Below are 23,869 nucleotides of genomic sequence, written 5' to 3' on the forward strand. Positions count from 1 at the left end.
CTGTCAGCTCCAGGGCCCCCGTCGTGCTCGCCGAAGTGCTCACAGGCGCTGGTGCAGGCGACGGGCGGCCTCCGAGATCGTGCCGGACAGCGACGGGTACACGGTGAAGGTCTCCGCCAGGTCATCGACCGTCAGCCCCTTGGACACGGCCACGGACAGCGCGAAGATCAGCTCCGAGGCGCGCGGACCCACGACCACGCCGCCGAGCACCGTGCCGGGGCCCTTGCGGGCGATGACCTTCACGAAGCCGTCGTCCACGGCCATCATCTTGGCCCGCGGGTTGTTCGGCAGCGGAATCTTGTGGACGTCTGCCGCGTAGCGCCCGGAGCGGACATCGCCCTCGGTGATGCCCACGGAGGCGATCTCCGGGGAGGTGAAGATGTTGGAGGCCACGGTGGACAGCCGCAGCGGGCGCACGGCATCGCCCAGGAAGTGTGAGACCGCGATCCGCCCCTGCATGGCCGCCACGGAGGCCAGCGGCAGCTTGCCGGTGCAGTCGCCGGCGGCGTAGATCGACGGCACGGTGGTCCGCGAGACGCCGTCGACCTCGATGTGCCCGGACTCCGAGACGTGCACGCCGGTGTTCTCCAGCCCGAGCCCCTCCGTGTTGGGGACCCCGCCCACGGCCATGAGGCAGTGCGAGGCGGAGATCTTGCGGCCGTCGTTCAGGGTGACCACCACGCCGTCGTCGACGCGCTCCACAGAGGCGGCGCGCGAGCGGGACATGACGTTGAGCCCGCGGCGCTCGAAGACGTTCTCGAGGACCTCGGCGGCGTCGGCGTCCTCGCCGGGCAGCACCTGATCGCGCGAGGAGACCAGGGTGACCTTGGCGCCCAGCCCGTTGTAGGCGGAGGCGAACTCGGCGCCGGTCACGCCCGAGCCGACCACGACCAGGTGCTCGGGCAGGTCAGTCATCGAGTAGAGCTGCGTCCAGTTGAAGATCCGCTCCCCGTCCGGGCGGGCGGAGCCGAGCTCGCGCGGGTGGGCGCCCACGGCGATCAGCACGGCGTCGGCCTCGAGGTCGTACTCCATGCCGTCGGCGGCGACCACGTGCACGGTGCGGTCATCGAGCATCGAGCCGCGGCCCTCGACGATGTGCACGCCGTCGCGCTCCAGCCCGCGGCGGATGTCGCGGGACTGGGTGACGGCCAGGCGCAGCAGCCGGGTGTTGACGACCTCCAGGTCGACCTCCAGGCCGTTCAGGCTGTCGTCGTCGCTGGTCGCCCCGGCCACGTGGACGCCCAGGTCCTGCGCCTCGGTGAAGCGGTTCATGGTGTCCGCCGAGGCGATGAGGGTCTTGGAGGGGACCACATCGGTGAGCACGGCGGAGCCGCCCATGCCCTTGTCCTCGATGATCGTGACGTCCGCACCCAGGGTCCGCGCATGGAGAGCGGCCTCGTAGCCTCCCGGGCCTCCGCCGATGATCACGAGTCGTCTGGTGGGCTTGCGCTGAGAGTCCTGGGATGAGATCACGAGGTCATTGTGCCAAAGACGACGGCGACGCCGGGTTCGCGCGTGAGCGCCCTCACCGCCGGCGACAGGCCCGAGCGGTGTCACAGTTCCCGCACCTGCGCGCATGCCGATATATTCGCGGTCGTGAAGACGGGTGCGGCGCGCCCGTCGATGACGCGACCTGGAAGGCCTCATGCACCCCCTGTCCCTGGACCTCGCAGGTCAGAACCGACAGCTCGACCCCCGGCGCCCGTGGACCGTGGGCTCCTCCCAGTTCGCCGATGTCCGCATCGATCACCCAGGCGTTCAGGACATCCACCTGATCCTGCGGTGGTCCGGGGCCTCCTGGACGATCGAGGACCGCGGCTCGGAGACCGGCACCGCGTTCAACGGCTTCCGCCTCCACGCCCACATGGCCGCTCTGCTCGACTCCCCCGCCCAGATCACCCTGGCCCCGGACACCGGCCGCGGCTTCGTGATCGCCATGACGCCGCAGCACCCGAGCGCACCGGCTGCCGGGCCGGGCCCGTCGGGTGGGGCCGCCGCAGGCTCGTCGTCGATGACGGCCCCCGGAGCACGGTCCGCGAGCGCCGCTCAGGGGCCGGGACAGCAGCCGGGACAGGGTTCGACGCCCGCGCACGCCCAGCAGGGCTCCATGCAGCAGGCCACCGGGCAGCAGGGCTCTGCGCAGCGACCTCAGGACCAGCAGGGCCCCACGGACCGGGCTCCGTCGCAGCAGGCGTCCGCGCCCCAGCCGCCGGCGGCCGATCCGGCCCAGGCGCGTCCCGTCGATCTGCACTCCGAGGACATCCAGCTGGCCTCGGTCGAGCCGACCGTGTTCGCCCTGCCCGTCGAACAGGCCGCCCAGGACCGACGGAACAGCGAGCGCAGCACTGAGCAGAAGCGCCCGGCCCGGGATCAGTCCGGCCCGTCACTGGATGACATCCACTCCGCCGAGATCCCCGCGGCCTCGGCCGAGCCCACGGTCTTCGCGGTGTCGATGAACCGGGAGCTGGCCCCGCAGCGGGAGCAGGGCCCTGATGCCGAGGACGCCTCGGGCGCGGATCCGGCCGTGCAGATCGAGCAGCGCTCGTGGGTCAACCGCCCCGAGGCCGCAGAGATCCTGCGCGCCCCGGAGGAGGACGCCCAGCTGCGCTCCGGCATGCGCCTGTCGCCGGCGTTCCGGGCCCGTGAGATCGGCGGGACGCTGACGGTCGGGCGCGACCCGTCGGCGGACGTGCTGATCGACGGCCTGCTGGTCTCGCGCCGCCACGCCCAGGTCCAGCGCACCGAGCGCGGCTCGATGCTCACCGACCTCGGCTCCACGAACGGCACGTGGGTCAACGGCCAGCGGATCTCCGGGACCGTCGAGCTGCTGCCGGGCGCGCAGGCCGTGATCGGCGGCGTCCCCTTCCGCCAGACCGAGATCGGCCTGGCGGAGGTCGTGCGCACCGAGGGCAACACCTCGATCATGGTGCAGGACCTGACCTACACGGTCCCCGACCGCAAGAACCCGCGCCAGCGCAAGACGCTGGTCGACGACATCACCCTGGAGATCCCGGACCGGTCGCTGATCGCCGTGATCGGCCCGTCGGGCGCCGGCAAGTCCACGTTCCTGAACTGCATGCTCGGCGACGTCAACCCGGATCAGGGCCGTATCGAATACCACGGTCTGGACATGGCCCAGTTCGGCTCGGCGCTGTCCTCGCAGATCGGCATGGTCCCGCAGGAGGACGTGCTGCACCGCGAGCTGACCGCCCAGCAGGTCCTCGAGTCCACAGCCGCGCTGCGCCTGCCCGAGGACGTCGATCGCAAGTCCCGCAAGGCGCGCATCGCCTCGGTGCTCGATGCCCTGGGCCTCACCGAGCACGCGCGCACCCCCGTCTCGCAGCTCTCCGGCGGCCAGCGCAAGCGCGTCTCGACCGCCATGGAGCTGCTCACGGGCCCGCGCTACCTGTTCCTGGACGAGCCGACCTCCGGACTGGACCCGGACATGGACTTCGAGGTCATGGACCTGCTGCGGCGCATGGCCCACGGCGAGGTCGGCGGCGCGGACGGCTCGACCGTCGTGGTGATCACCCACTCGACCGCGAACCTGGACCTGGCCGACCGAGTCCTGGTCCTGGCCCCGGGCGGCTCGGTGGCCTACTTCGGCGAGCCCGCCGGGATGATGCCGTACTTCGAGCGCTCCCAGGGCCTCGGCCCGCAGGTGCGCGAGGTCTACAAGGGCCTCAAGGACGACCCGCAAGCGCTGCGGCCGCGTTCCGGCACGAGAACGACGACGACGCCCCCCGCGAGCGCGTCCGCGCCCAGACGCCCACGGCCGCCCCGCATGCGTCGTCGCGACGCGGCCTGTTCCAGCTCTCGGTGCTGCTGCGGCGCCAGATCCAGCTCCTGCGCACGGACGCCATGTCGATGCTGATCACCACGGTGCTGGCGCCTGCGCTGCTGGCCCTCCTCGTGCTGGTGGTGCCCGGCGATCACGGCCTGACCATGCCGGAGTCCACGGACTCCGAGGTCAACCAGCCGCAGATCCTGCTGATCGTCATCCTGCTGGCGGCGGTCGCCCTGGGCCTGTTCCCCGCCTGTCGCACGTTCCTGGACGAGAAGCGGATCTTCCTGCGCGAGGCCCGCACGGGCCTGGGCGTGTGGCCCTACGTGGGCGCCAAGACGCTCGTCACGATCTCCACGTCACTGGTGCAGTCGCTGATCCTGGTGCTGGCCGTGCTCGCGCTGATCCCGAATGAGCCCATGGGTGCCTGGGGGCCCATGTGGCTCGAGCTGTGGATCGTGACGTTCCTGCTGACCATGACCTCGTGGCTGCTGGGCTTCCTGGTCTCGGCCATGGTCTCCCGCTCGGATGTGGCCATGAACGTGGCCTCGCTGCTGGTGGTCGTGCAGCTGATCTTCTGCGGCGGGCTCTTCGCAATGGACGGTGCCACCGACGGCATCTCGCGCGCCGTGCCCACCCGATGGGCGTACGCGGCCATGGGCCAGACGGGCGATCTGAACGAGATCGTGCGCGTGGCCGCGGTGACCCTGCCGCAGGAGGAGGCCAACGCCGATCTGCAGGAGGAGCACGACGAGGCCGCCCAGAAGGCGCGCGATGCCGGGACCCCCGAGCCGCCCGCTCCGCAGATCCCCGAGGTCGATGACTCCAGCGCCGTGCTCGACCCGCTGTGGAAGCGCAGCACGCTGAACTGGTGGGGCTCCACGGGCATCACCGCCGGCTTCGGGATCGCCTTCCTGCTGCTGTCCGTCTTCCTGATCCGCAGGACCAAGCAGCGCAAGCGCTGACACCACTGGCCGTCGCGCCCGTCCCGCCTCGCGGCGGGGCGGGCGCTGCGCTTCTCGGAAGGACCCCGCGAGGTCATCGCGCTGTCGCTGCGAGCTGTCGTCGCGACGGGCACGGATCTGCTTTGCGGCGTCCGAAGCCGCTGGCAGGATGAGTGACGACGAGGGCGTCGACAGCCCGGTCCGCGCACGCACCGGGACGCGGTGCGCCGCAGGCCGGTCGACGCCAGGACGAGCACCGATCCCGCCTCTGGAGGCCCGCACCGTGACGCAGCAGCCCGCATCCGCCGATCCCTTCGCCCAGACCGACCCGTTCGAGCTCGCCCAGCGCGCCGCCCAGGCCCTGCGCGAGCGCACCGGGGTCGAGACCCACGAGATCGCGCTCACCCTGGGCTCCGGCTGGGGCGGAGCCGCCGATCTGCTCGGCGAGACTGTCGCGGAGATCCCCGCCCCGGAGATCCCCGGCTTCTCCAAGCCCGCGCTGGAGGGCCACGTGGGGACGCTGCGCTCGATCCGCCTTGCCGACGGCCGCCACGCGCTGGTCATCGGGGCCCGCACCCACTACTACGAGGGCCGCGGCGTGCGCGCCGTCGTCCACGGCGTGCGCACCGCAGCCGCTGCCGGAGCCTCCACCATGGTGCTCACCAACGGCTGCGGAGGCCTCAACCCGGACTGGGCTCCCGGCACCCCGGTGCTGATCTCGGATCACCTGAATCTCACCGGGCGCTCTCCGCTGGAGGGCGCCACCTTCCAGGACCTGACCGATCTGTACTCCTCGCGCCTGCGCGATCTGGCCCGCACCGTGGATCCCTCGCTGCCGGAGGGCGTCTACGCGCAGTTCCCCGGCCCGCACTACGAGACCCCCGCCGAAGTGCGGATGGCCGGGGTGCTCGGAGCGGACCTGGTGGGCATGTCCACCGCGCTGGAGGCCATTGCCGCCCGCCACGCCGGCCTGGAGGTCCTGGGGCTGTCCCTGGTCACCAATCTGGCCGCCGGCATCCAGCAGACGCCGCTGTCGCACCAGGAGGTCGTGGAGGCAGGACAGGCCGCCGGACCGCGCATCGCCGAGCTGCTCGCGCGCATCGCGGGTGAGATCCGATGAGCGCCGAGCACAATCCCGTCGGCACCGCCGAGGTCCAGGCCGCCGCCGAGGGCGCCAAGCTCCTGCTGGCCGTGCGCGAGTGGATCGAGCAGGATCCGGATCAGGGCGACCGCGACGAGCTGCGCGGGCTGCTTGAGCAGGCCCAGGACCCGTCGGCCCCGGAGGATCAGGCGCGGGAGGCCGTGGCCACGCTCGCCGAGCGCTTCAGCGGGACCCTGCAGTTCGGCACGGCCGGTCTGCGGGCCGCGATCGGCGCCGGACCCATGGGGATGAACCGCGCCGTCGTCCAGCGCGCGGCGGCCGGTGTGGCCGCCCACGTGCTGGCCGTGGCCGGAGCCGAGCCGGCGCCGAAGGCCGTGATCGGCTTCGACGCCCGCCACCGCTCGGCGGTCTTCGCCCGCGACACCGCCGCGGTGCTCACCGCCGCCGGGCTGAGCGTCGAGCTCATGCCACGCCCGCTGCCCACTCCCCTGCTCGCCTGGGCTGTGCGCGATCGCGGCGCGGAGACCGGGATCATGGTCACCGCCTCTCACAACCCGGCCACGGACAACGGCTACAAGGTCTACCTGGGCGGGCGCTGCGTCGAGCCGACCGCCCGCGGCTGCCAGATCGTCCCGCCGCACGACGCCCAGATCGCCGAGCGGATCGAGGCCGTGGGCGATCTGCGCGAGCTGGAGCTGGCCGAATCCGGCTGGCAGATCCTGTCCGAGGACATCGACCGGCAGTACCTCGAGGCCGTCGCCGATCCGGAGGCTGAGCGCAGCAACTCCCCGCGGATCGTGCTCACCGCCATGCACGGCGTCGGCGGCCCCACCGCCCTCGCCGCGCTGGAGCGTGCCGGCTTCGATGACGTCCATCCCGTGGCGGAGCAGTGCGAGCCAGATCCCGAGTTCCCCACCGCGCCGTTCCCGAACCCCGAGGAGCCCGGGGCGCTGTCGCTGGCGCTGGCTCTGGCCCGCAGGCTCGACGCCGATCTGGTGCTGGCCAACGACCCCGACGCCGATCGCTGCGCGGCGGCCGTCCCCGATCCGGCGGATCCCCGCTCCCAGGACGGTTGGCGCGCGCTGAGCGGGGACGAGGTCGGCGCCCTGCTCGGACTGGCGGCCCTGCGCCGCCTGAGCGAGTTGGCCGGCTCCGCCTCTGCCGCGGGCACTGCGCAGGCGGCAGGTCCGGCCGCCTCGGCATCACCCTCCGAGACGGCGGAGGCGCAGCCGTCCGCGCCGGTCCTGGCGAACTCGATCGTCTCCTCGCGCCTGCTCGGGCGCATGGCCGAGTCCGCCGGGGTCGCCCACCGCGAGACGCTGACCGGCTTCAAGTGGATCGCCCGCGTGCCGGGGCTGGTCTACGGCTACGAGGAAGCGCTGGGCTACTGCACCGCTCCGGAGATCGTGCGCGACAAGGACGGGATCACCGCCGCCGTCGCGATCGCCGAGCTGGCCCGGGCGGCTGCCGCCCAGGGGCGCACCCTGGTCGATGAGCTCGACGACCTCGCCCTGCGCCACGGCCTGCACGCCACGTCGCAGCTGTCGATCCGAGTGTCCGATCTGGAGCTGATCCCGCGGATGATGACGAGGCTGCGCGAGGACCCGCCCCGCGAGCTCGCGGGCTCCGCTGTGGCTTCCGTCGAGGACCTGGCGCACCCGGAGCCGGACTCGGACCTGCTGCCCACCGAGGGCATGCGCCTGCTGAGCGAGGACGGAACCCGAGTCATCGTGCGGCCCTCGGGCACGGAGCCCAAGCTCAAGTGCTATCTCGAGACGGTCATGCAGCTCGAGCACCGAGACGAGCTTCCCGCCGCCCGACGCCGCGCACAGGATCGTCTGGAAGCGCTCACGGAGCAGCTGCGGGCCCTCTTCACCGCCTGACGGCTCGACCCAGCACGTCACCCTCCCGCGCCTGCGTGCCCGGATGCCCTTGGAAGATGCGAAGCCGCATCGAGGCACGCAGGCGCGGGTTGGGGTCGGGCAATGCCGGATCAGCTCACGGCCACATGCGCGCAGACCAGCGCGAAGCTGATGAGGAACAGCCACGAGCGCACGCCCTGGAAGACCTCCCAGAGCCGTCGCATGCCGGACCAGGCTCCTGCCGTGGACTCGTCGTCCTGCCAGAAGTGCGTCCGGAAGTTGATCGGCACGTTAACGATGATCGTGGTGATCAGCGCGATGCCCCAGAGCACAGCCGCCAGCACGGGCAGGGTGGCTCCGCCCAGGTCGACGGCCCCGGAGATCAGCAGCACGAGCGAGGCCGTCATGAGCACGGGCATGATCCGCCCGAAGGTCTTCACGAGCCCCTTCTCGGCGATCACATGGTTCTGCCGGTCGAGCTGGCGCAGCACCGGGTGCACGAACGCGTAGGAGCCGAACTCGGCGCAGGCGGTGAAGCCCGGGACGAACAGCCAGAGGAAGGCCAGCCAGGCCGTCATCGGCGCTTCTTCAGGCGGTCGGACAACCGCGTGCCGAAGGACATGGCGTAGGCCATCGGCTTGGGCATGGAGCCCGAGGGCATCATGCCGATCGACTGGGCCATGCCCATCTGATCGGCCTCCTGCCAGCCCTCGATGATCTGGCCCTCATCGGACCAGCGCACGATGCTGATCGAGTCGAACACGACCGGGCGGCCCGTGGCCGGGTAGCCCATGAAGGTGCCGGTGTGGGTGCCGGAGCCGTGGAAGACGACCGTGACGAGGTCGCGCTCGCAGATCATCTCGGTGATCTCCACGTGGAAGTCCGGGACGGCCTCGAACACGCGGTGCATGGCCTGGAACATGCCCTCGTGCCCGGGCGGCAGCCCCTCGCGGATCTGGTCGTGGAAGACGACATCGGGGTGGACGGCGCGCTTGGCATAGTCCCAGTCCTGGCGGTTCCAGGCGTTCTCGAGGTAATCGACCATCAGCATGCGGTTGCGCTCGATGTCGAGTCCGGGCCGCGACGGCTCGGCGGGGGTCGGGGCGGGCTGGGCGTCGGTCATGGTCTCGCGCTCCTCGAGGTCGGGGTGGTCTCGGTGGGGTGGATGGGCTCGGCTGCCTCATCGAGGTCGGGTCGGGCGGCCCGTCGGGGTCCGTCGTCTCGACGACGGCGCCCGACAGCCGGTCCTGCTGCTCGGTGGCGGCCCATCAGTGCTCCTGGTGCGCCGCGCTCAGCGGCTGGACGGGGCCCAGCGCCTTGAGCTGGGCCTTGGCATCCGCGGCGAAGATCCGGGGCGTGACGGCCGGGCCGAAGCGCTTGAGGAACTGCGCGTTCAGTGCCGGGCCGATACCAGGGCGGTGTGCCGAGGCGCCGACTCCGCGCGAGGCCCGGGCGATCATGTTGGCCGTGGGCCGGCGGGCGGACTCGTAGGCGCGCAGCGCCTCGGTGATGCCGCGGTCCTGAGCCAGCAGGGAGCCCAGGACCACGCCGTCGCTGAGCGCGGTGCCCGCTCCCTGGCCGAGGTCGAAGGTCATGGCGTGGGCGGCGTCGCCGGCCAGGGTGATGCGGGCGCTGCCCCAGCGCCGCAACGGCGGCTGATCCATCGTGTCACGGCGGGTGATGACCTCGGTGCGCGAGACCAGCTCGGCGGCCACGGGATCCCACTCGGCCAGCAGCGAGGCCATGGACAGCTGCGAGCCCAGGCTGTCGCCCTCCGGGGAGGGCCCGGAGGGGCGAACGCACCACCACACGATGGTCTCGTCGTCGAGCCAGAAGTGCGCGAAGCGCACCGCCGCGCCGTGCATGATGCGGAACGTCCCGGGCATCGCACCGGTCACCGGGGCCTGGGCCATGCCCCAGAAGTGGGCGTAGCCGGGATGGCGCGGCGGATCCGCGTGGTGCAGGGTCGCCCGCACCGCGGAGTTGATGCCGTCGGCGCCCACCACCGCGTCGAAGCGGTCCTCGGTGCCGTCGGTCAGCACGACCCGCGGCCCGCCTGCGGCGTCGAGGACCTCGCGCACGTTCGTGCCGCGATGGAAAGTCATCTCGGGCGAGCTGTCGGCGATCACATTGACCAGATCGGCGCGCTTGATCGCGATCGGCACGGAGTCGTCGAACTGCCGGCCCTCGGCCACGGTGTCGATCGTAGTGAACTGCTCGCCGCGGGCTCCGGACATCTCGAAGCTGGTGATCGGCGAGCTCACCTCCCGCGCCCGGTCCATGAGCCCCATGCGCTGCAGGGCCATGACCCCGGCGTACCACAGCACATAGCAGCCGCCGTCCCTGGACTCCAGGGTGGGGCGGGCGTCGAAGACGTGCACGTCCCAGCCCCTGCCCTGCAGGGTGCGCGCGGTGGCCAGACCCGCTGGGCTTGCTCCGATGATGGCCAGTCGACGACGTTCCAGCACTGTCCTCACCTCTTGACGGCTGATGCGACGAGCGCTCCGCCCAGGGTCACGAGCCCGGCCGCCAGGGTGACGGCGCCCGCCTGGACGAGGACGTAGAGCTCATTGGGCTCCTCGCGGTTCTCACCGTTCGAGGAGAGGAAGAATCCGGCCGGCATGAGCACGGCCGAGGCCGGCACGGCCCAGCGCGCCACCTGAAGCGCGGGGCCCTTCAGCTCGGTCTGCTCGGCCAGGATGACGGTGACGGCTCCCAGCGTGGCCAGGGATCCGGCGTGGCCGTGGCCCGAGCGCGCGAAGGTGCGCTGGAACTCGGTGCCCTCGGCCTCGCCCCGGGTCAGGGCCAGGACGTAGTTGCCCCCGGCCTCGATTCCGATCGTGGCCAGCAGCAGCAGCCCTTCAGCGGCGCGGGCTCCTCGGCGCAGCGGCTTCATGGTGGTCTCCTTCATGGGGTCGTTGACTGTCGGTCGGCTCGTCGAGCCGGTATCGGCGACGACGTGCGAGGCGGAGGCACAGGCATCCGGTCTCATCACATCAGCCCTGGTCGGCTGGGTCTATGGGGATTCCGTCGACTCCCCGTGCGCTGTCCTGCCCGCCCGCACCCCCGACAGATGTCACGGGTGGGCGGGCGGGTCACAGCACGGGGATGATCTCCTTCTGCGCGGTGCCCCAGGGATGCGTGCGGTAGATGGCGCGCAGGACGATCTCGTTGCGGACGGCGATCATGGGCTTGGCCGTGAAGGTGGAGACGGAGGAGACCTGGCGGGAGGACTTCACGAAGCCGTTGGCCCGGTCCCTGCGCCGCTCCTCGAAGCTGCGCAGCGCCTCGGCCACGGAGGCCTCGCGCTGGAAGGCCAGGGCCACGCTGAGCCCGTCCTCGATGCCCTGACCGGCCCCCTGGGCCATGTCCGGCGTCATGGGGTGTGCGGCGTCGCCGATGATCGTGGCGCGGCCGCGGCCCCAGTGCTGGAGCGGGTCGCGGTCCAGGATGTGGTTGCGCAGGATGCGCTCCTCCGGGGTCGAGCGGACCATCGACTGGACGTGCGCGGGCCAGCCCCGGAAGCGGCGGATCGCCTCGGCCTGACGTTCCCCCGGCACGTCCGGATACCGCGGCGGCGCCTGCAGCAGCGCCAGCCAGTACAGCTCGCCGTCGCTGACGTGGTAGTGCAGGATCCGCCCGGTGGGGCCCCAGTAGATGGCCATGTCGCCGGGGACCAGCTCGGGGTGCTGGTAGTCGGTCGTGCCGTGCCAGGCGGTCAGCCCGCAGTAGCGCGGCTCGGCGGGGCCGTGCAGCTGGCGGCGGATCACGGAGCCGATGCCGTCGGCGCCGATCACGGCATCAGCGCGCAGGCTCTGGTCGTCGCCGGTGCGCACGATGACACCGGAATCCGTGCGGTCGAAGCCGGTCACCGAGATGCCGAAGCGCACGGTGCCCGGCTCCAGGGCCTGCAGCAGGGTCTGGTAGAGGTGCGTGCGCGTCACGCCCACGGCCGGGCAGCCCGCGCCGGCGGCCAGCTTCTCCACGTCCAGGGTCCCGATCTGGCGCTCGCGCCAGGTGAGATAGCGGTGGCGGCGCACCACGGTGCCGCGCTCGATCACCGGCTCGGCCAGCCCCAGCCGGTGCAGGCAGTCGATCACGTTGGGCCACAGGTGGATGCCGGCGCCCAGCTCGGCCGTCGAGGCGGTCTCGCGCGCTTCGAGCACGCGCACGCCGAAGCCCGCCTGCTGCAGCGCGTTGGCCGCCGTCAGTCCGGCGATGCCGCCGCCGACGATCACGATCTCTGCTCTTCTCATGGCTGCTCGATCCTGTCCTCGTCCCGTGCGGCACCCGAGGCCGCAGCCCCGGAGCCCGCGTATTGAACCCTGCTGCCGACGGCCTCCGGCTCCCTCGCCGGAACGGTGCCGACGGCGTGCGAGCCGCGGCCCTCGTCGAGGATCTCGAGGAAGCCGCGCAGCTGCTCGATCAGTCCCGTGGAGTCCTCGACCTGCACGGCGTGGCCGATGCCGTCGAAGGCCACGTGGTGCAGGCGCGGGTGCGCCTGTCGTGCCCTCTGCACGTCCTCGGCGGACATGAGCCCGCCGCGGTCCTCGTCGGCCTGCAGCAGCGCCACCGGTCCGTCGAAGCGCACGAGCAGGTCCTCGGCCGGGCACGGGGCGGCGAACTCTCCGTCGTGGTAGGCCTCCAGCACCGCCGGGTCCAGCTGCTCCGGCGAGCGCGACACCGCTCGCAGGACCAGGGGCGCGTCCGCGAGGTAGGACCGCGTGATCGAGGGATCCGGTCGCCGCGAGTGCAGCGGCGAGTCGATCAGCACGAGCCCGTCGATCAGCTCGGGTCTGCGGGAGGCGGCCGCCATCGCGACCCAGCCGCCCAGCGAGTGGCCGCTGAGCACGACCGGCTCGGGGCAGTGCGCCTCGAGGAGGTCGATCAGGTCCCCCGCCATGGCCTCCACCGAGTAATCCCCTGCCGCTCTCCCGGAGAGCCCGTGTCCGCGCAGGTCGAGGGCCAGCTGCGTGTGCTCCTGCAGACCGGCCATGACCGGCTTGAAGACCTGCCAGCGAGCGCCGAGACCGTGGACGTGCACGATCCGCGGCACGCCCCGGCCCAGGCTCCCGTAGGCCAGGACGGGGTCGTGCGCGCTCCACAGCTGCGGCAGCGGGCGAGCCTTAGGAGACACCGTGATCCGCCTCGGCCGCGCCCAGCACCAGGGCCAGGTGAAAGCCGTTCGAGCTGGAGGTCGTCACGACGACGGGGCCTTCGGCCTCGCCGCGCGAGATCGCCCCGGCGGCCAGGACCACGTCCAGCAGACCGCCCACGGCGAAGGAGTCGCCCAGCACCGGGCGGCTGGCGTGGCGCTGGGCCTGCGGCAGAACACGGCCCAGGGCCGACTCGGCGGCGGCATCGGAGCCGGCCGAGCCCTTGAGGTCGACCCACACGTGGTGCACGTCCTGCGCCGAGACGCCGGCGCGCTGCAGGCCGTCGCGCACGGCGCGCTCCAGGCCCTCGCCCTCGGCCGAGACCGAGCCGATGCCCAGTCCGTCGGAGGCCATGCCGGTGCCGAGCAGCTCGGCCAGCGGCTGGGCACCGCGCTCCAGGGCGGAGTCCCGGTCCTCGATCAGCACGCTGGCAGCGCCCTCGGCGGCGTGCCAGTCGCCGCCGTCGAACAGGCCCAGGTCCCGCAGCCCGCGCACGACCGACGGGGTCAGCGCCTCCGCGGAGGTGCCCAGGATCGCGTCGGCGCGACAGCGCCGGATCTCCTGGGCGCCCATGCTCAGCGTGAGCGCCCCGGCGGCGCGTCCTGCGGTCAGCGTGGTGGTGGGGCCCACGCAGCCCAGGTTCATGGCGACCTGGCCGGCGGCGGCGTTGTAGACGGTGTTCGGGAACAGCGCCGGGTTGGCCGCGGAGGGGTCCTCGTCGAACAGGGGCTGGGCGAAGCGCTCCATGACGTCCATGGGCCCGATCTCGGTGCCCAGGATGATGCCGGTGCGCTCGCCTGCGGTGTGGTCGGCGTGCTCGAGCGCGGACTGCGCGGCCACGACCGAGCCGATCGCCAGGCGATCCATGCGCCGGCGCACGCGGGGGGCCAGCTGCTCCTTGCCGGTCGCCGTGAACAGCCCGACCTGCTGGCCCTCGACCTCGGTGAAGGCCTGTTCGCCAACGGCCACCGCCTCCTCGAGCGCCGACACCGTCTCCCCGGCGGAGGTCACCGCGCCCAGACCCGTGAGGACGACCCGGCGATCGCTGACCGGCAGGCGCGTGTCCTCATGATCGCGGGTGAGCACGAGCGAGGCGTTCGCCCCGCCGAAGGCGAAGTTGTTGCAGATCGCCGCGTTCGTCTCCATCGGCTGCGCCTCGATCGGCACATGGCGCAGGTCGCAGACCGGGTCGGGGGTCACGAGCCCGGCGGTGGGCGGCGCGGTCTGGGTCTGCAGCGCCTTGACCGTGACCATAGCCTCGGAGGCCCCGGCCGCACCCAGCAGGTGCCCGATCATGGACTTCGTCGACGACACCCGGATCTGGTCCAGGTCCTCCCCCAGAGCCCGTCGCATGGCGGCGGTCTCGGCGGGGTCGTTCTTGGCGGTGCCCGTGCCGTGGGAGTTCAGGTAGCCGACCTCGGAGGCCGAGACCCCGGCCTGGCGCAGCGCCTCCTGGATGGCCCGCCGCGCCGCGGCCCTCGGGCTCGGGGGCGGTCGGGTGGTAGCCGTCGGCGGACAGGCCCAGCCCGGCGAACTGCGCCAGGACCTCCAGGCCCAGCTGCTCGGCCAGGTCCTCGCGCACGAGCACCATCATGGCCGCGCCCTCGCCCAGCGAGAGTCCTTGACGGTCGGCGGAGTACGGCTTGGCCGGCTCCGGCGACAGCGACTCGAGCGAGTTGAACCCGGCGAACAGCACATCGGACAGGGCATCGGTGCCACCGGTGAGCACGGCATCGGCGCGACCGTCGGCGATCAGCTCGGCGGCATAGCCCACCGCGTTGGCGCCGGCGGCGCAGGCGGTGTTCAGCGACAGGACCGGGCCGCGGATGGCGTGGGCTCCTGCCACGGCCTCGGCCAGGCCCTGCGGGGTCGAGTACGCCAGAGCCTCGCCCTTGCCCTCGCGCCCGGCGCGCTCGTCGAGGTACCACTGCTCGACCGAGAGAAGCCCGGCGTTGCAGGTGCCCAGGACCAGGCCCCAGCGCTCCGGCTCGATGCCGAGTCCCTCGGCTGCGGCCATGGCCTCCTCGGCGGCGATCAGCGCGAAGTCCAGCGCCGGATCGTCGTAGCCCTCGGGGTAGCCGGCGCGATCGGCGGGCTTGTCCAGCGGGGCGACCTCGCCAGCGATGTCCGTGCGGATGCCCTCGGTGGACAGACGCTGGACGGTGCGGATCGCGACGCTGCCGTCGCGCACGCCCTCCCAGGTGGCCTCGGCGCCGCGGCCCTGCGAGGTCACCGCGCCCACGGCCACCACGACGGGACGGGGCTGAGCTGCTGCGTGCTGCTGGTTCATTCGGATCGTTCCCCCTGGTCTGCGGTCTGGTCGGCGGCGCCGGTCCCGGCGGCGCGCGAGGTCTGGGCGCGGCGCAGCACGGCTGCGCCGGACTGGCCCTGGAAGCCCTGGGCGAGTGCGAGCGCACCGGAAGGGCCGTCGTCGGACAGCGGCAGCGGCCGGGCGCTGCCCAGCACGAGATCGAGCTCGGGCTCGCCTGCCTGCTCGGCGGCGGTCCCGACGATCGCCGGAACCGTCCCGGCCTCCAGCACCAGCGCGGCCACGGCCACGTTGAGCAGCCCGGAGGCCGCCGTCGTGTGCCCGGCAGCGCCCTTCACCGCCGTCACGGCCGGACGGGCAGCGCCCAGCGCCTCGCTCAGCGCCTGGACCTCGCGGGCGTCGCCATCAGCGGTCGCGGTGCCCTCGGCCACGACGGCTGCGATCTGCTCGCCGTCGATCCCGGCCCCGGCCAGCGCGGCGCGCACGGCGCGGGCCAGTCCGTCGCCGTCGGTCAGGGGCGTGAAGACCCTGGCGCTGTCCTGGCGGGAGGACACGGCCTCCAGCCCCGCGTAGACACGGGCCCCGCGGGCGGCGGCGTGGTCGGAGGATTCGAGCACCAGGAACACCGAGCCCTCGCCGAGCACCGTGCCGGCGCCCTCAGCGGCGAACGGGTGCGGCTGGTCCTGCCCGTGCTGCAGCAGTCCCCAGTCCTGGTACTTGGACTGGTTCCACCACGACGTAGCGTCGTCGAAGCCCCCGACGATTACCACCTCGGCCTCGCCCCGGCGGATCGCGCGCAGGCCCATGCCCAGGGCGGACATCCCGGCCTCGGCGGCGCCCGAGACGTAGGCGTTGATGCCCTTCATCTCGAGCACCTTGGAGATGTAGAACAGCGAGGCGGCCTGCAGGCCCTCGACGTAGAACAGCGGGTAGAAGTCGGCGGCGCCCTCGGCGCCCATGACCTGGTAGTCGACCGAGCCGTCCTCGTCGCGGGCCAGCAGCACGGCGTCCATGACCTTGTCCGGCTCGGAGATCTCCTTGGCGCTGGCCAGGTACAGCCCGGCCTGCTCCAGCTGGCCCTCCAGGCCCGCATCGCGGACGGCATGCACGGCGCCCAGTGCGGCCAGGCGGTCGTTGCGGATCATGTTGCGCAGCATGCGCCGGTCCACGAGCGGCTTCAGCGCCGACTGCAGCTCCGCGACCTCCGCGCTGGCGCGGCAGTCCAGCGACGAGGCGTCGAAGGACTGCGTGGGGGCGACCGCGCTGCGTCCCTCCAGCAGCGCCTCCCAGTTCTGCTCGGCGCTGTGTCCCAGGCCCGTGACGGCGCCGATGCCGGTGATGACGACGTCGTTCATGCGCCGACCTCGCTTCCCTGTCCGGTGCTGTCGGCGCCGTCGACGGTCCCGCGCGCATCCGGCGCGCCGATCGGGGCCACGCGCTCCAGGCGCAGCGCGTTGACCTTCATGACGGACTTGCCCTCGACCGAGGCCGAGGCGCGGTAGGTCTTCTCACCGGTGCGCTTGACCTCCAGCTCCAGGACGTCGCCGGGGCGCACGAAGGTGCGGAACTGCACGCGGGTGGCCCCGCCCAGCTGCAGCGCCGGCGCCGCGGCCTCGGCGGTCTCGTCGGTCGTCGACTCCTCGACGATCGCCGCGAGCTCGGCCAGCGAGCCCAGCAGCAGGACGCCCGGCAGCACCGGGAAGTCCGGGAAGTGGTCGTCCAGCAGGTCCATGGTCCCGCCGACCCCGCGCACGCCGCGGGCGCTCACGCCCGGGACGAGCTCGGTCACCCGGTCCACGCCGGTGAGCTGAGGCATGCGGGTGGTGCTGCGCTGCGTCATCGTGCGGCCTCCTCATCGGCGGGTCGGGCGGGCCGCGCCGCGTCGTCGACGTGGCGGGTGATCACCGTGCAGGCGTTCGTGCCGCCGAAGGCGAACGCGTTGACGAGCACGGCGTCGGTGTCCAGGACCCGGCCAGGCTGCGGGGCGTAGTCCAGGTCGCAATCCGGATCCGGGTTCTCCAGGTTGATCGTGGGCGGGACGCGGCCATCGGCCAGCACCCCCAGGGCTCCGAGCGTTCCGAGAGCGGAGGCCGCAGCCGTGAGGTGACCGCTCATCGACTTCACGGAGGTCATCACGAGCTCGCCGGCGTGGGCGCCGAAGACCTCGCGCACGGCCTGGGACTCGCTGACGTCGTTGCCCGGAGTGGAGGTGCCGTGCGCCGCGATGTAGCCGATGCGCTCGGCGGGGACCCCGGCGTCTTCGACGGCCCGGACCATGCACTGGGTCACCCCTCCCCCGGGAGGCGGCGGATCCGTCATGCGGTAGGCGTTCATGGTGGCGGCGTAGCCGGCGATCTCGCCCAGGATCGGGGCGCCGCGGCGCAGGGCGGACTCGCGCTCCTCGAGCACGAGCATGATCCCGCCCTCACCGAGCACGAAGCCCGAGCGGTCGTCGCTGAAGGGCCGGGAGGCGCGCTCGGGCTCATCGGCGTGGTCCTTGGTCAGCGCTCCCAGCAGGGAGAAGCCCAGGACGTCGAGCCAGGTCACGAGCGAGTCGTAGCCGCCGGCCAGGGCCGCATCGGCCTCGCCCTCCTGGATCTGGCGGAAGGCCTCGCCGATCGCGTGCCCGGAGGCGGTGCAGGCCGTCGAGACGGACTCCACCGCTCCGCGGAAGCCGGCCTCTCGGGCCAGCACCGCGGCAGGGATGTTCTGGTCTCGGCGCAGCACGTCCTCGATCAGCGGCCTGTGCAGGGGCAGCTCGGACTTGACCCGGTGGAAGAACTCGGCCATCTCCTGCAGGTCGGGACGGCCGGCGGTGGCTCCGACCACCACGGTGCGGCGGTCGGCCTCGTCCTCGTCGCGGGCGGCGGGCAGCCCGGAGCGGCGCAGCGCCTCGAGCCCGGCGGCCACGCCGAAGGCTCCCTGCCGGGAGAGCAGCTCGGCCTCGGCGACGTCGGGCACCAGCGTGCGGGCATCCTCCACGGGCACCGTGCCGGCGATGCGCACGGGGTAGGTCGAGGCGTCGAACTGGGTGATCTCCCGGACGCCGCTGCGACCGGCCACCAGGGACTCGAGGGTCGACTCGGCGTCCAGGCCCAGCGGCGTCACGGCACCGGCGGCGGTGATCACCACGCGGCGGCGGGCGGTCTGGGCGGGGCTCATGCGCGCACCAGCGTCTCGTAGAGCCGCCGCGAGGTCTCGCGGTCCTGCAGCGTCTCGGCGTCCATGAGCGAGCACATGATGTCCTCCGCCTCGAGCACCAGCTCGCCGTCGGCCGCGGCGCGGCCGCTGAGCACGGCGATCTCCTCGGTCCAGGACACGACCGTGCCGGTGAGCTCCAGGCGCTGGCCGGGGCGGACCAGCCCGTGGGTGCGCAGCTCGCCCACCTGCAGCAGCGCCGCGCGGCGGGTCAGCTCGGTCGAGCCCATGATCAGCCAGGTGCCGGCCTGGCAGATGCTCTCGAGCACGAGGCTCGGCGGCATCACGGGCGGCTCGCCCTGCCAGTAGGGCTCGGCCAGCGAGGTCGCCTTGACGGCGCGCACCGACTCGTGCGGCCTCAGCTCCTCGATCCGATCCACGAGGTGGAATCTCATCAGTGCTCCTGACGGTGGTGTGTCAGCTGGTGGTGGTCGCGGCCGGCGCGGCCGGCACCGGGGCGACCCAGCGGCTCGGGCCGCAGGGCGGTGCCGGCGCCGCCGTCGTGCCGCGTTCGGAGGCGGCCGCGTAGAGGACGACGTGGGCGATCGCGTAGTCACGGGTGTGCGAGAGGCTCACGTCCGCACCGGTGAGGCCCAGCCGGGCGGCGGTGGCCGCCGCGCGCCCGGTGAGCTCGAGCCGGGGCCGGCCGCTGAGCTCGCGCTCTATGCCGATCTCCGTCCAGCCCACGCCCCGGCTCATGCCGGTGCCCAGGGCCTTGAACGCGGCCTCCTTGGCGGCGAACCGGGCGGCGAGCCGCTCACCGCTGCGCCGTCCGCCGCGCAGCGCGTAGGCCAGCTCGGCGGCGGTGAACAGATCCGGCAGGCGGTCCGGGAACCGCTCGGCGAGGCGAGCGAGCTTCTCGGTCTCCACGAGGTCCACGCCCACCCGCACCAGCTCAGCCTGCGGTTCCCGGACCGTCATGATCAGGCCCGGGAGGCGACGAGCTCGGTCAGGTTCGCCACGGTGAAGTGGCTCATGACGTCCTCGGGCGAGAGCTTGCCGTCGAGGTCCTTCTCCGCGATCTGCGGCATGACCTTCTTGAGCTGGTCCATGCCCTTGGGGGTGATGACGTCGGCGTCCTCGTCGCCGAACTCCTCGTCGGGGATGCCGCCCTGGACGTAGCTGGCCAGCTCGTCGGACTGGATCTTCACGCCGGTGGCGCGGTCGATGCGGAAGAGGATGTCGAGCAGGTCGATGGACTCGGCGCCCAGCTCGTCGAGCAGGGTGGACTCGGGCGAGATCTCGTCCAGGTCCAGGGCCAGTGCCTCGGCCACGCAGTCGCGGACCTTCTCGTAGAGCTCGGTGTTGGTCTCAGCGATCGAAGCGGTCATTGCGCTCTCCTTCTGTGTGTCGGTCCGAGCGGTATGCTCGGCGGATCCTTCGGGGTGGTCGGGTGGTTCGCGGCGCGCCGGTCGGCGCGGGTCACTTGGGCCGGCCGAGGCCGAGCTGGGCGGCGGCGCCGCCGTCGACGGCCAGGCACTCGCCGGTCATGTAGGCGGAGTCCTCGCCTGCCAGGAAGGACACGACGCCGGCGATCTGCTCCACAGCGCCGAACCGGCGCATGGGCAGCTGCCTCCTGATCCCCGCGCCGGACTTCGCCACGAGCTCCTCGACGAGCTCGGTCGGCACGAAGCCGGGCATCACGGCGTTGACGCGGATGCCGAAGCGGGCCAGCTCGACGGCCGAGCAGCGGGTGAAGGCGTTGATCGCGCCCTTGGAGGCGGAGTAGTTGGCCTCGCCCACCCAGCCGCGCTCGCCCATGACGGAGGACATGTTGATGATCGAGCCGGTGCCGCGGGACATGAAGTGCTCCAGCACGGCCTTGGTGCCGTTGAAGACGCCGCCGAAGTTGACGTCCATGACGGAGCGCCAGTCCTCGGTCTGCATCGACGAGATCAGCACGTCCTTGGAGATCCCGGCGTTGTTCACGACCACGTCGAGCTGCCCGAAGGCCTCGATCGCGCGGGCGGCCGCGGCCTTCATCTGCTCGAGGTCGGCCACATCGCCCTGCACGGCGATCGCCTCCACGCCGAGCTCGCGGAGCTGCTCGACGGTCTCCTGCGCGGCCTCGGCGCCGGAGCGGTAGTTGACCGCCACGTCGAAGCCGTCCTGGGCCAGGCGCAGGCTCAGCGCGGCGCCGATGCCGCGGGAGCCGCCCGTGACCAGGGCGGCCCGGCGCCCGGCGCCCTCGGTCTGGTTCTGCTCGCTCATCTGATTTCTCCCGGTTGCAGCTGACATGTGCTTCGGGTCCGGCTCTTTCAGGAACCGGCCCGAGCGGCTTCGCGCAGCGACGACGGCCCGCCGAACGACGGCACGGCCCCGGGAGCCCGTGGCGCTCGGCGGCCAGCTCGGCGACGGCTCGGCCCGAGGTCAGGGCCCGCAGCGACGACTCGCCCTCCTCCGACCAGTGCCCCGCCAGCAGCAGGCCCTTGAGCGGGGTGACGTGGGGCAGGCGCTTGGAGGCGGTCTGCGACGGGGTGTTCTCCCAGCCGTAGGCCGCTCCCCCGCGGTTGCCCGTCCAGCGCGCGTAGGTGGCCGGCGTGGCGGTCTCCATCAGGTCGAATCCGTCGCGGAATCCCGGGAAGGCCGTCTCGACGGCGGCGATCATGTCCTCTGCCAGCTCGGGCTTGGCCGCCGACCAGTCCCGGGACAGCTCGGCCGGCACCAGGCCGGTGATCGTCACCGAGTGCCTCCCGGCCGGGGCCATGCCGGGATCCACCAGGGTGGGCACCGAGGCCCAGATCCCGCCGGGGCGCCCGTCCTGCAGCTCGGCCCAGGTCCGGCGGTGGTCCCAGTGGCGGAAGACGATGTTCTCGTCGACCATGCCCAGCTGCTGCGGGTCGCCGTCGAAGCCGCCGAACAGCGTCACGGCGGAAGGGGCCAGCGTGTAGCGCTCCACGCGCCGCTTCCAGGACGCGGGCAGGGCGTCCCAGCCCACGAGCTCTGCCAGCAGCGCGGTGCCGTCGGAGGCGCCGATCACGGTCTCGGCCAGGATCTGCTCGCCGTCGGCCAGCTCCACGCCGGTCACGGCGCCGTCGGCGCTGAGCACGCGGGTGACCTCGGCGCCGGTGCGCAGCGTGCCGCCGGCCGATTCCAGCCCGCAGACGATCGCATCCACGAGGGACTGGAAGCCGCCGCGCGGGAACCATCCGCCGGTGTGGAAGGTCTCGAGCATCTGGTTGAACAGCAGGAAGGACAGCCGGTCGGGGCTCGAGCCCAGGTACGGCCAGATCGCTCCCATGACGGCGCGGGCGCGCTCGTCGTCCAGGTACGGCGCGCTGGCCGACTCGACGGTCGAACGACGGTGCTCGAGCACGCGCGGGACGCGGGCCATGACCGCCTCGATGTCCTCGGCGAGATCGAGGCGCTGCGGCATGGACGAGGTCTGCTCGTAGAGCTCGCGGCGCATCTCGAACAGCTCGGCCAGGCCGCGGGCCTGAGCCGGGAACGCGTCCTGATGCGCGGCCAGGAAGTCCTCGCGCCCGGTGGGGGCGACCATCGAGAAGCCCGGCAGATCCACCCGGTAGATCTCGCCGAAGCGCTCGAAGACGACCTGATCGGCCACGCCCAGGTGCTCGAGCAGCAGGCCGATATAGGCCTCCGGCCGCGCCTCCACGGTCACGTGGACGGCCGGATCGAAGGTGAAGCCGTCGCGGGTGAAGGAGCGGGCGCAGCCGCCGGGGCCGTCGGCCTTCTCCAGGACGACGACGTCCAGCCCGGCTCGGGCCAGCAGGGCTGCGGCGCTGAGCCCGGACAGGCCCGCGCCGATCACGATCGCATCGTGGCGGGCGCTCATGCGTCCCGCCCGGTGCTCGCAGGAGCCGGCGCGGTCCAGTCCAGAGTGATCCCGGCCCAGATCCACTTGGTGGCCTCGACGCCGATCAGGCTGACGCGCTGGCCGACCTCGATCATGCCCGAGCGCCAGGCGTGATCGAGGAACAGCGGGACGGCGGCCGAGCCGCAGGCGCCGGTGTCGGCGAGGTTGTCGAAGACCTTGCCCTCGAGGGCCTTGAAGTCGGCGTTGAGCGTGCCCTGCTCCTCCATGGAGTCCAGCAGCCAGCCCACATTGCCCTCGGGGATCAGGCACCAGTCCAGATCGGCCGGTGTCGCCCCGGCGGCGGCCAGGGTCCCGGACAGCGCCTCCAGGACCATCACGGGGGTGAACTCGCCTGCTCCGACCACGTCCACGCGCAGATCGACCAGGCGCTTGGTGCGCTGCTGCTCCACGAGCGGCTTGAACGTGCCTCCGCCCACGGCGTGGATGCCGGGCTTGCGGTTCCCGCCGATGGCCTGCTCGGCCCCGGGCTCGAGGCCCTTCGACTCGTCGTCGGAGGCCTCGACCACGATGGCGCCGGCGCCGTCGGAGAACATGTAGATCGGCACGCGGTCGCGCATGCGGATCTTCTCCTTGGGCATGGCCAGGTAGGTCCCGGCCAGCACCGGGGAGATGCACTCCGAGCCGATCACGAGCACGCGGCGCCGCGTGCCGGCCGCGATCTGCATGCGCGCGATCTCCAGTGCCTGCACCGTGCCGGCACCGGCGGAGCGCAGCTCCATGGTCGCGACCTTCTCCAGCCCCAGCTGCTCCTGCACGTAGCCGACCGTGGGCGGCAGCGTGTACTCGGGGGTTCCGGTCGAGAGGATGATGCCGTCGATGTCCTCCGGGACCAGTCCCGCCGAGTCGAGGGCGCGACGAGCGGCCTCGGTCGCCATGTCGGCGTTGGACTCGCGGTGCTCGCCGGTGCGCGGGTCGATCAGCCAGAAGCGCTGCTGGATGGACAGCCCCTCCAGGACCTCGGCCGGCAGCTCGCCGGCCAGCTCCTCGATCACGTCATTGCCGATGGGCTCGCCGGGCTGGTAGCCGCCGACGCCGGTGATCCGTGCTCGTGCCATGGTCCGTGGGGTCCTCTCGGAGGTGCTCGGGTGGTGCTGGGTCTTCGGGCAGTGCCCATCAGGGGCCGCTGCAGGGGCGGTGCGGTGGAGCCTGGCGGACGCGCTGCGCGTCCTGCTTCCGGTCTGGGAGCCGCTCGCGGCCGGCTCGGTCAGGTGCGGGCTGCTGCCCGTGCTCCGGCGAGGCGCAGAGCGGCGCGGCTCGCGGCGGCTGCCGTCGGATCGGCGACGGCCTGCCGTGCCACCGCCCCCGTCGCGTGCATGCCGGCGCCCTGTCCCTCGAGCGCTGTTGCCTGTCAAGCCATGCTGCAGCCTCCCTCTGGCCTGTGGTCCTGCTCGAGCGGTGTGCTCCACCGCCGTGCGGCTCGGAGAGGGCACCGATGCACTGCACGCATCGACTGCGCCTGCCCGTCGAGCCCGCAGCCTCACCGGCTTCCGCGCCGCGCCCGCCTGGCGCACCCTTCCCAGGGGCGCCGTTGTTCGCGGGCGGTCCCGGCGCGGACGTCGCACCGCGGTCATCGCCCTGGATCAGGTGGGCTCGCGCGGCGCGAGGTTCCGGTCACTGCCGAACTCGAGTATTCATCGTGGCACGTCACGGGCCTGCGTCCAGTCTTAAGTGCATTTTCGCGGCGTGATTGTCCCCCGAGCGGGGAACGTGATCCCC

At 72.5% G+C, this 23,869-nt stretch carries 20 protein-coding genes and 2 pseudogenes; 4 read left to right on the forward strand and 18 right to left on the reverse strand.

Features of this window, described 5'->3' with window-relative positions; translation table 11 throughout:
* Window positions 1-39: 39 nt before the first annotated feature.
* Window positions 40-1,578 (reverse strand): NAD(P)H-quinone dehydrogenase, encoded by a 1,539-nt coding sequence (locus tag OVA15_RS06945; RefSeq protein ID WP_081609472.1) that lies wholly within the window; start codon window positions 1,576-1,578, stop codon window positions 40-42.
* A 67-nt stretch (window positions 1,579-1,645) separates the two neighbouring features.
* Here OVA15_RS06945 and OVA15_RS06950 point away from each other — a divergent pair, with 67 nt between their 5' ends.
* From OVA15_RS06950 to OVA15_RS06965, 4 genes are all read left to right on the forward strand, one after another.
* The gene (locus tag OVA15_RS06950) at window positions 1,646-3,874 is read left to right on the forward strand and encodes an ATP-binding cassette domain-containing protein (RefSeq protein WP_268143981.1); all 2,229 of its coding nucleotides are present in this window, start codon (window positions 1,646-1,648) and stop codon (window positions 3,872-3,874) included.
* Window positions 3,862-4,749, forward strand: coding sequence for an ABC transporter permease (locus OVA15_RS06955; protein ID WP_268143983.1), 888 nt, complete (start codon window positions 3,862-3,864; stop codon window positions 4,747-4,749). Before OVA15_RS06950 ends, OVA15_RS06955 begins: the two co-directional genes overlap by 13 nt.
* Window positions 4,750-5,011: 262 nt before the next feature.
* The gene (locus OVA15_RS06960) at window positions 5,012-5,848 is read left to right on the forward strand and encodes a purine-nucleoside phosphorylase (RefSeq protein WP_006214261.1); all 837 of its coding nucleotides are present in this window, start codon (window positions 5,012-5,014) and stop codon (window positions 5,846-5,848) included.
* The gene (locus OVA15_RS06965) at window positions 5,845-7,713 is read left to right on the forward strand and encodes a phospho-sugar mutase (protein ID WP_268143987.1); all 1,869 of its coding nucleotides are present in this window, start codon (window positions 5,845-5,847) and stop codon (window positions 7,711-7,713) included. The genes OVA15_RS06960 and OVA15_RS06965 overlap by 4 nt, the downstream gene beginning before the upstream one ends.
* Before the next feature lie 110 nt (window positions 7,714-7,823).
* On the opposite strand, the gene OVA15_RS06970 is transcribed toward OVA15_RS06965, so the two are convergent.
* From OVA15_RS06970 to OVA15_RS07045, 17 genes and pseudogenes are all read right to left on the reverse strand, one after another.
* Window positions 7,824-8,270, reverse strand: a complete 447-nt coding sequence (locus tag OVA15_RS06970) for an anthrone oxygenase family protein (protein ID WP_268143989.1) — start codon at window positions 8,268-8,270, stop codon at window positions 7,824-7,826.
* On the reverse strand, window positions 8,267-8,815 hold the full coding sequence (locus OVA15_RS06975) for an ester cyclase (RefSeq protein WP_024290059.1): 549 nt from the start codon (window positions 8,813-8,815) through the stop codon (window positions 8,267-8,269). Before OVA15_RS06975 ends, OVA15_RS06970 begins: the two co-directional genes overlap by 4 nt.
* 145 nt (window positions 8,816-8,960) lie before the next feature.
* Window positions 8,961-10,160, reverse strand: coding sequence for an FAD-dependent oxidoreductase (locus tag OVA15_RS06980; RefSeq protein ID WP_268143991.1), 1,200 nt, complete (start codon window positions 10,158-10,160; stop codon window positions 8,961-8,963).
* 5 nt (window positions 10,161-10,165) lie between these two features.
* Window positions 10,166-10,603 carry a hypothetical protein gene (locus tag OVA15_RS06985; protein ID WP_235044728.1) on the reverse strand — a complete coding sequence of 146 codons (438 nt, stop codon included), beginning with the start codon at window positions 10,601-10,603 and terminating at the stop codon, window positions 10,166-10,168.
* A 184-nt stretch (window positions 10,604-10,787) separates the two neighbouring features.
* Window positions 10,788-11,948, reverse strand: coding sequence for an FAD-dependent monooxygenase (locus OVA15_RS06990; protein WP_268143993.1), 1,161 nt, complete (start codon window positions 11,946-11,948; stop codon window positions 10,788-10,790).
* Window positions 11,945-12,829, reverse strand: a complete 885-nt coding sequence (locus OVA15_RS06995; RefSeq protein ID WP_268143995.1) for an alpha/beta fold hydrolase — start codon at window positions 12,827-12,829, stop codon at window positions 11,945-11,947. The genes OVA15_RS06990 and OVA15_RS06995 overlap by 4 nt, the downstream gene beginning before the upstream one ends.
* Entirely contained in the window at window positions 12,819-14,306 is a 1,488-nt protein-coding gene (locus OVA15_RS07000; protein ID WP_326493307.1) for a beta-ketoacyl synthase N-terminal-like domain-containing protein, read from the reverse strand. The genes OVA15_RS06995 and OVA15_RS07000 overlap by 11 nt, the downstream gene beginning before the upstream one ends.
* 124 nt (window positions 14,307-14,430) lie before the next feature.
* Window positions 14,431-15,138 (reverse strand): annotated as a pseudogene (locus OVA15_RS07005) (beta-ketoacyl synthase N-terminal-like domain-containing protein); the annotation flags it as partial.
* Window positions 15,135-16,472, reverse strand: a complete 1,338-nt coding sequence (locus tag OVA15_RS07010) for a beta-ketoacyl synthase N-terminal-like domain-containing protein (protein WP_268143997.1) — start codon at window positions 16,470-16,472, stop codon at window positions 15,135-15,137. The gene OVA15_RS07010 and the pseudogene OVA15_RS07005, both read right to left, overlap by 4 nt.
* A complete protein-coding gene (locus tag OVA15_RS07015) occupies window positions 16,469-16,957 on the reverse strand; it encodes a hypothetical protein (RefSeq protein WP_053447732.1) in 489 nt (162 codons plus the stop codon). The genes OVA15_RS07010 and OVA15_RS07015 overlap by 4 nt, the downstream gene beginning before the upstream one ends.
* Window positions 16,954-18,279 carry a beta-ketoacyl-[acyl-carrier-protein] synthase family protein gene (locus OVA15_RS07020; protein ID WP_206390291.1) on the reverse strand — a complete coding sequence of 442 codons (1,326 nt, stop codon included), beginning with the start codon at window positions 18,277-18,279 and terminating at the stop codon, window positions 16,954-16,956. The genes OVA15_RS07015 and OVA15_RS07020 overlap by 4 nt, the downstream gene beginning before the upstream one ends.
* Window positions 18,276-18,710, reverse strand: coding sequence for a hydroxymyristoyl-ACP dehydratase (locus OVA15_RS07025; RefSeq protein WP_006214245.1), 435 nt, complete (start codon window positions 18,708-18,710; stop codon window positions 18,276-18,278). Before OVA15_RS07025 ends, OVA15_RS07020 begins: the two co-directional genes overlap by 4 nt.
* 22 nt (window positions 18,711-18,732) lie before the next feature.
* Window positions 18,733-19,236, reverse strand: a complete 504-nt coding sequence (gene acpS / locus OVA15_RS07030) for a holo-ACP synthase (protein WP_206390293.1) — start codon at window positions 19,234-19,236, stop codon at window positions 18,733-18,735.
* Between the two features lie 2 nt (window positions 19,237-19,238).
* On the reverse strand, window positions 19,239-19,646 hold the full coding sequence (locus OVA15_RS07035; protein WP_006214242.1) for a phosphopantetheine-binding protein: 408 nt from the start codon (window positions 19,644-19,646) through the stop codon (window positions 19,239-19,241).
* Between the two features lie 91 nt (window positions 19,647-19,737).
* Window positions 19,738-20,526, reverse strand: coding sequence for a 3-oxoacyl-ACP reductase FabG (gene fabG / locus OVA15_RS07040; RefSeq protein WP_241180196.1), 789 nt, complete (start codon window positions 20,524-20,526; stop codon window positions 19,738-19,740).
* Between the two features lie 181 nt (window positions 20,527-20,707).
* A pseudogene (locus OVA15_RS13430) lies at window positions 20,708-22,111 on the reverse strand (phytoene desaturase family protein); the annotation flags it as partial.
* Complete coding sequence (locus OVA15_RS07045) at window positions 22,108-23,208, reverse strand: 3-oxoacyl-ACP synthase III family protein (protein WP_268144001.1); 1,101 nt, start codon at window positions 23,206-23,208, stop codon at window positions 22,108-22,110. The pseudogene OVA15_RS13430 and the gene OVA15_RS07045, both read right to left, overlap by 4 nt.
* Window positions 23,209-23,869 lie beyond the last annotated feature (661 nt).

Source organism: Kocuria sp. SL71 (assembly GCF_026672465.1).
Classification (GTDB): Bacteria; Actinomycetota; Actinomycetes; order Actinomycetales; family Micrococcaceae; genus Kocuria; species Kocuria palustris.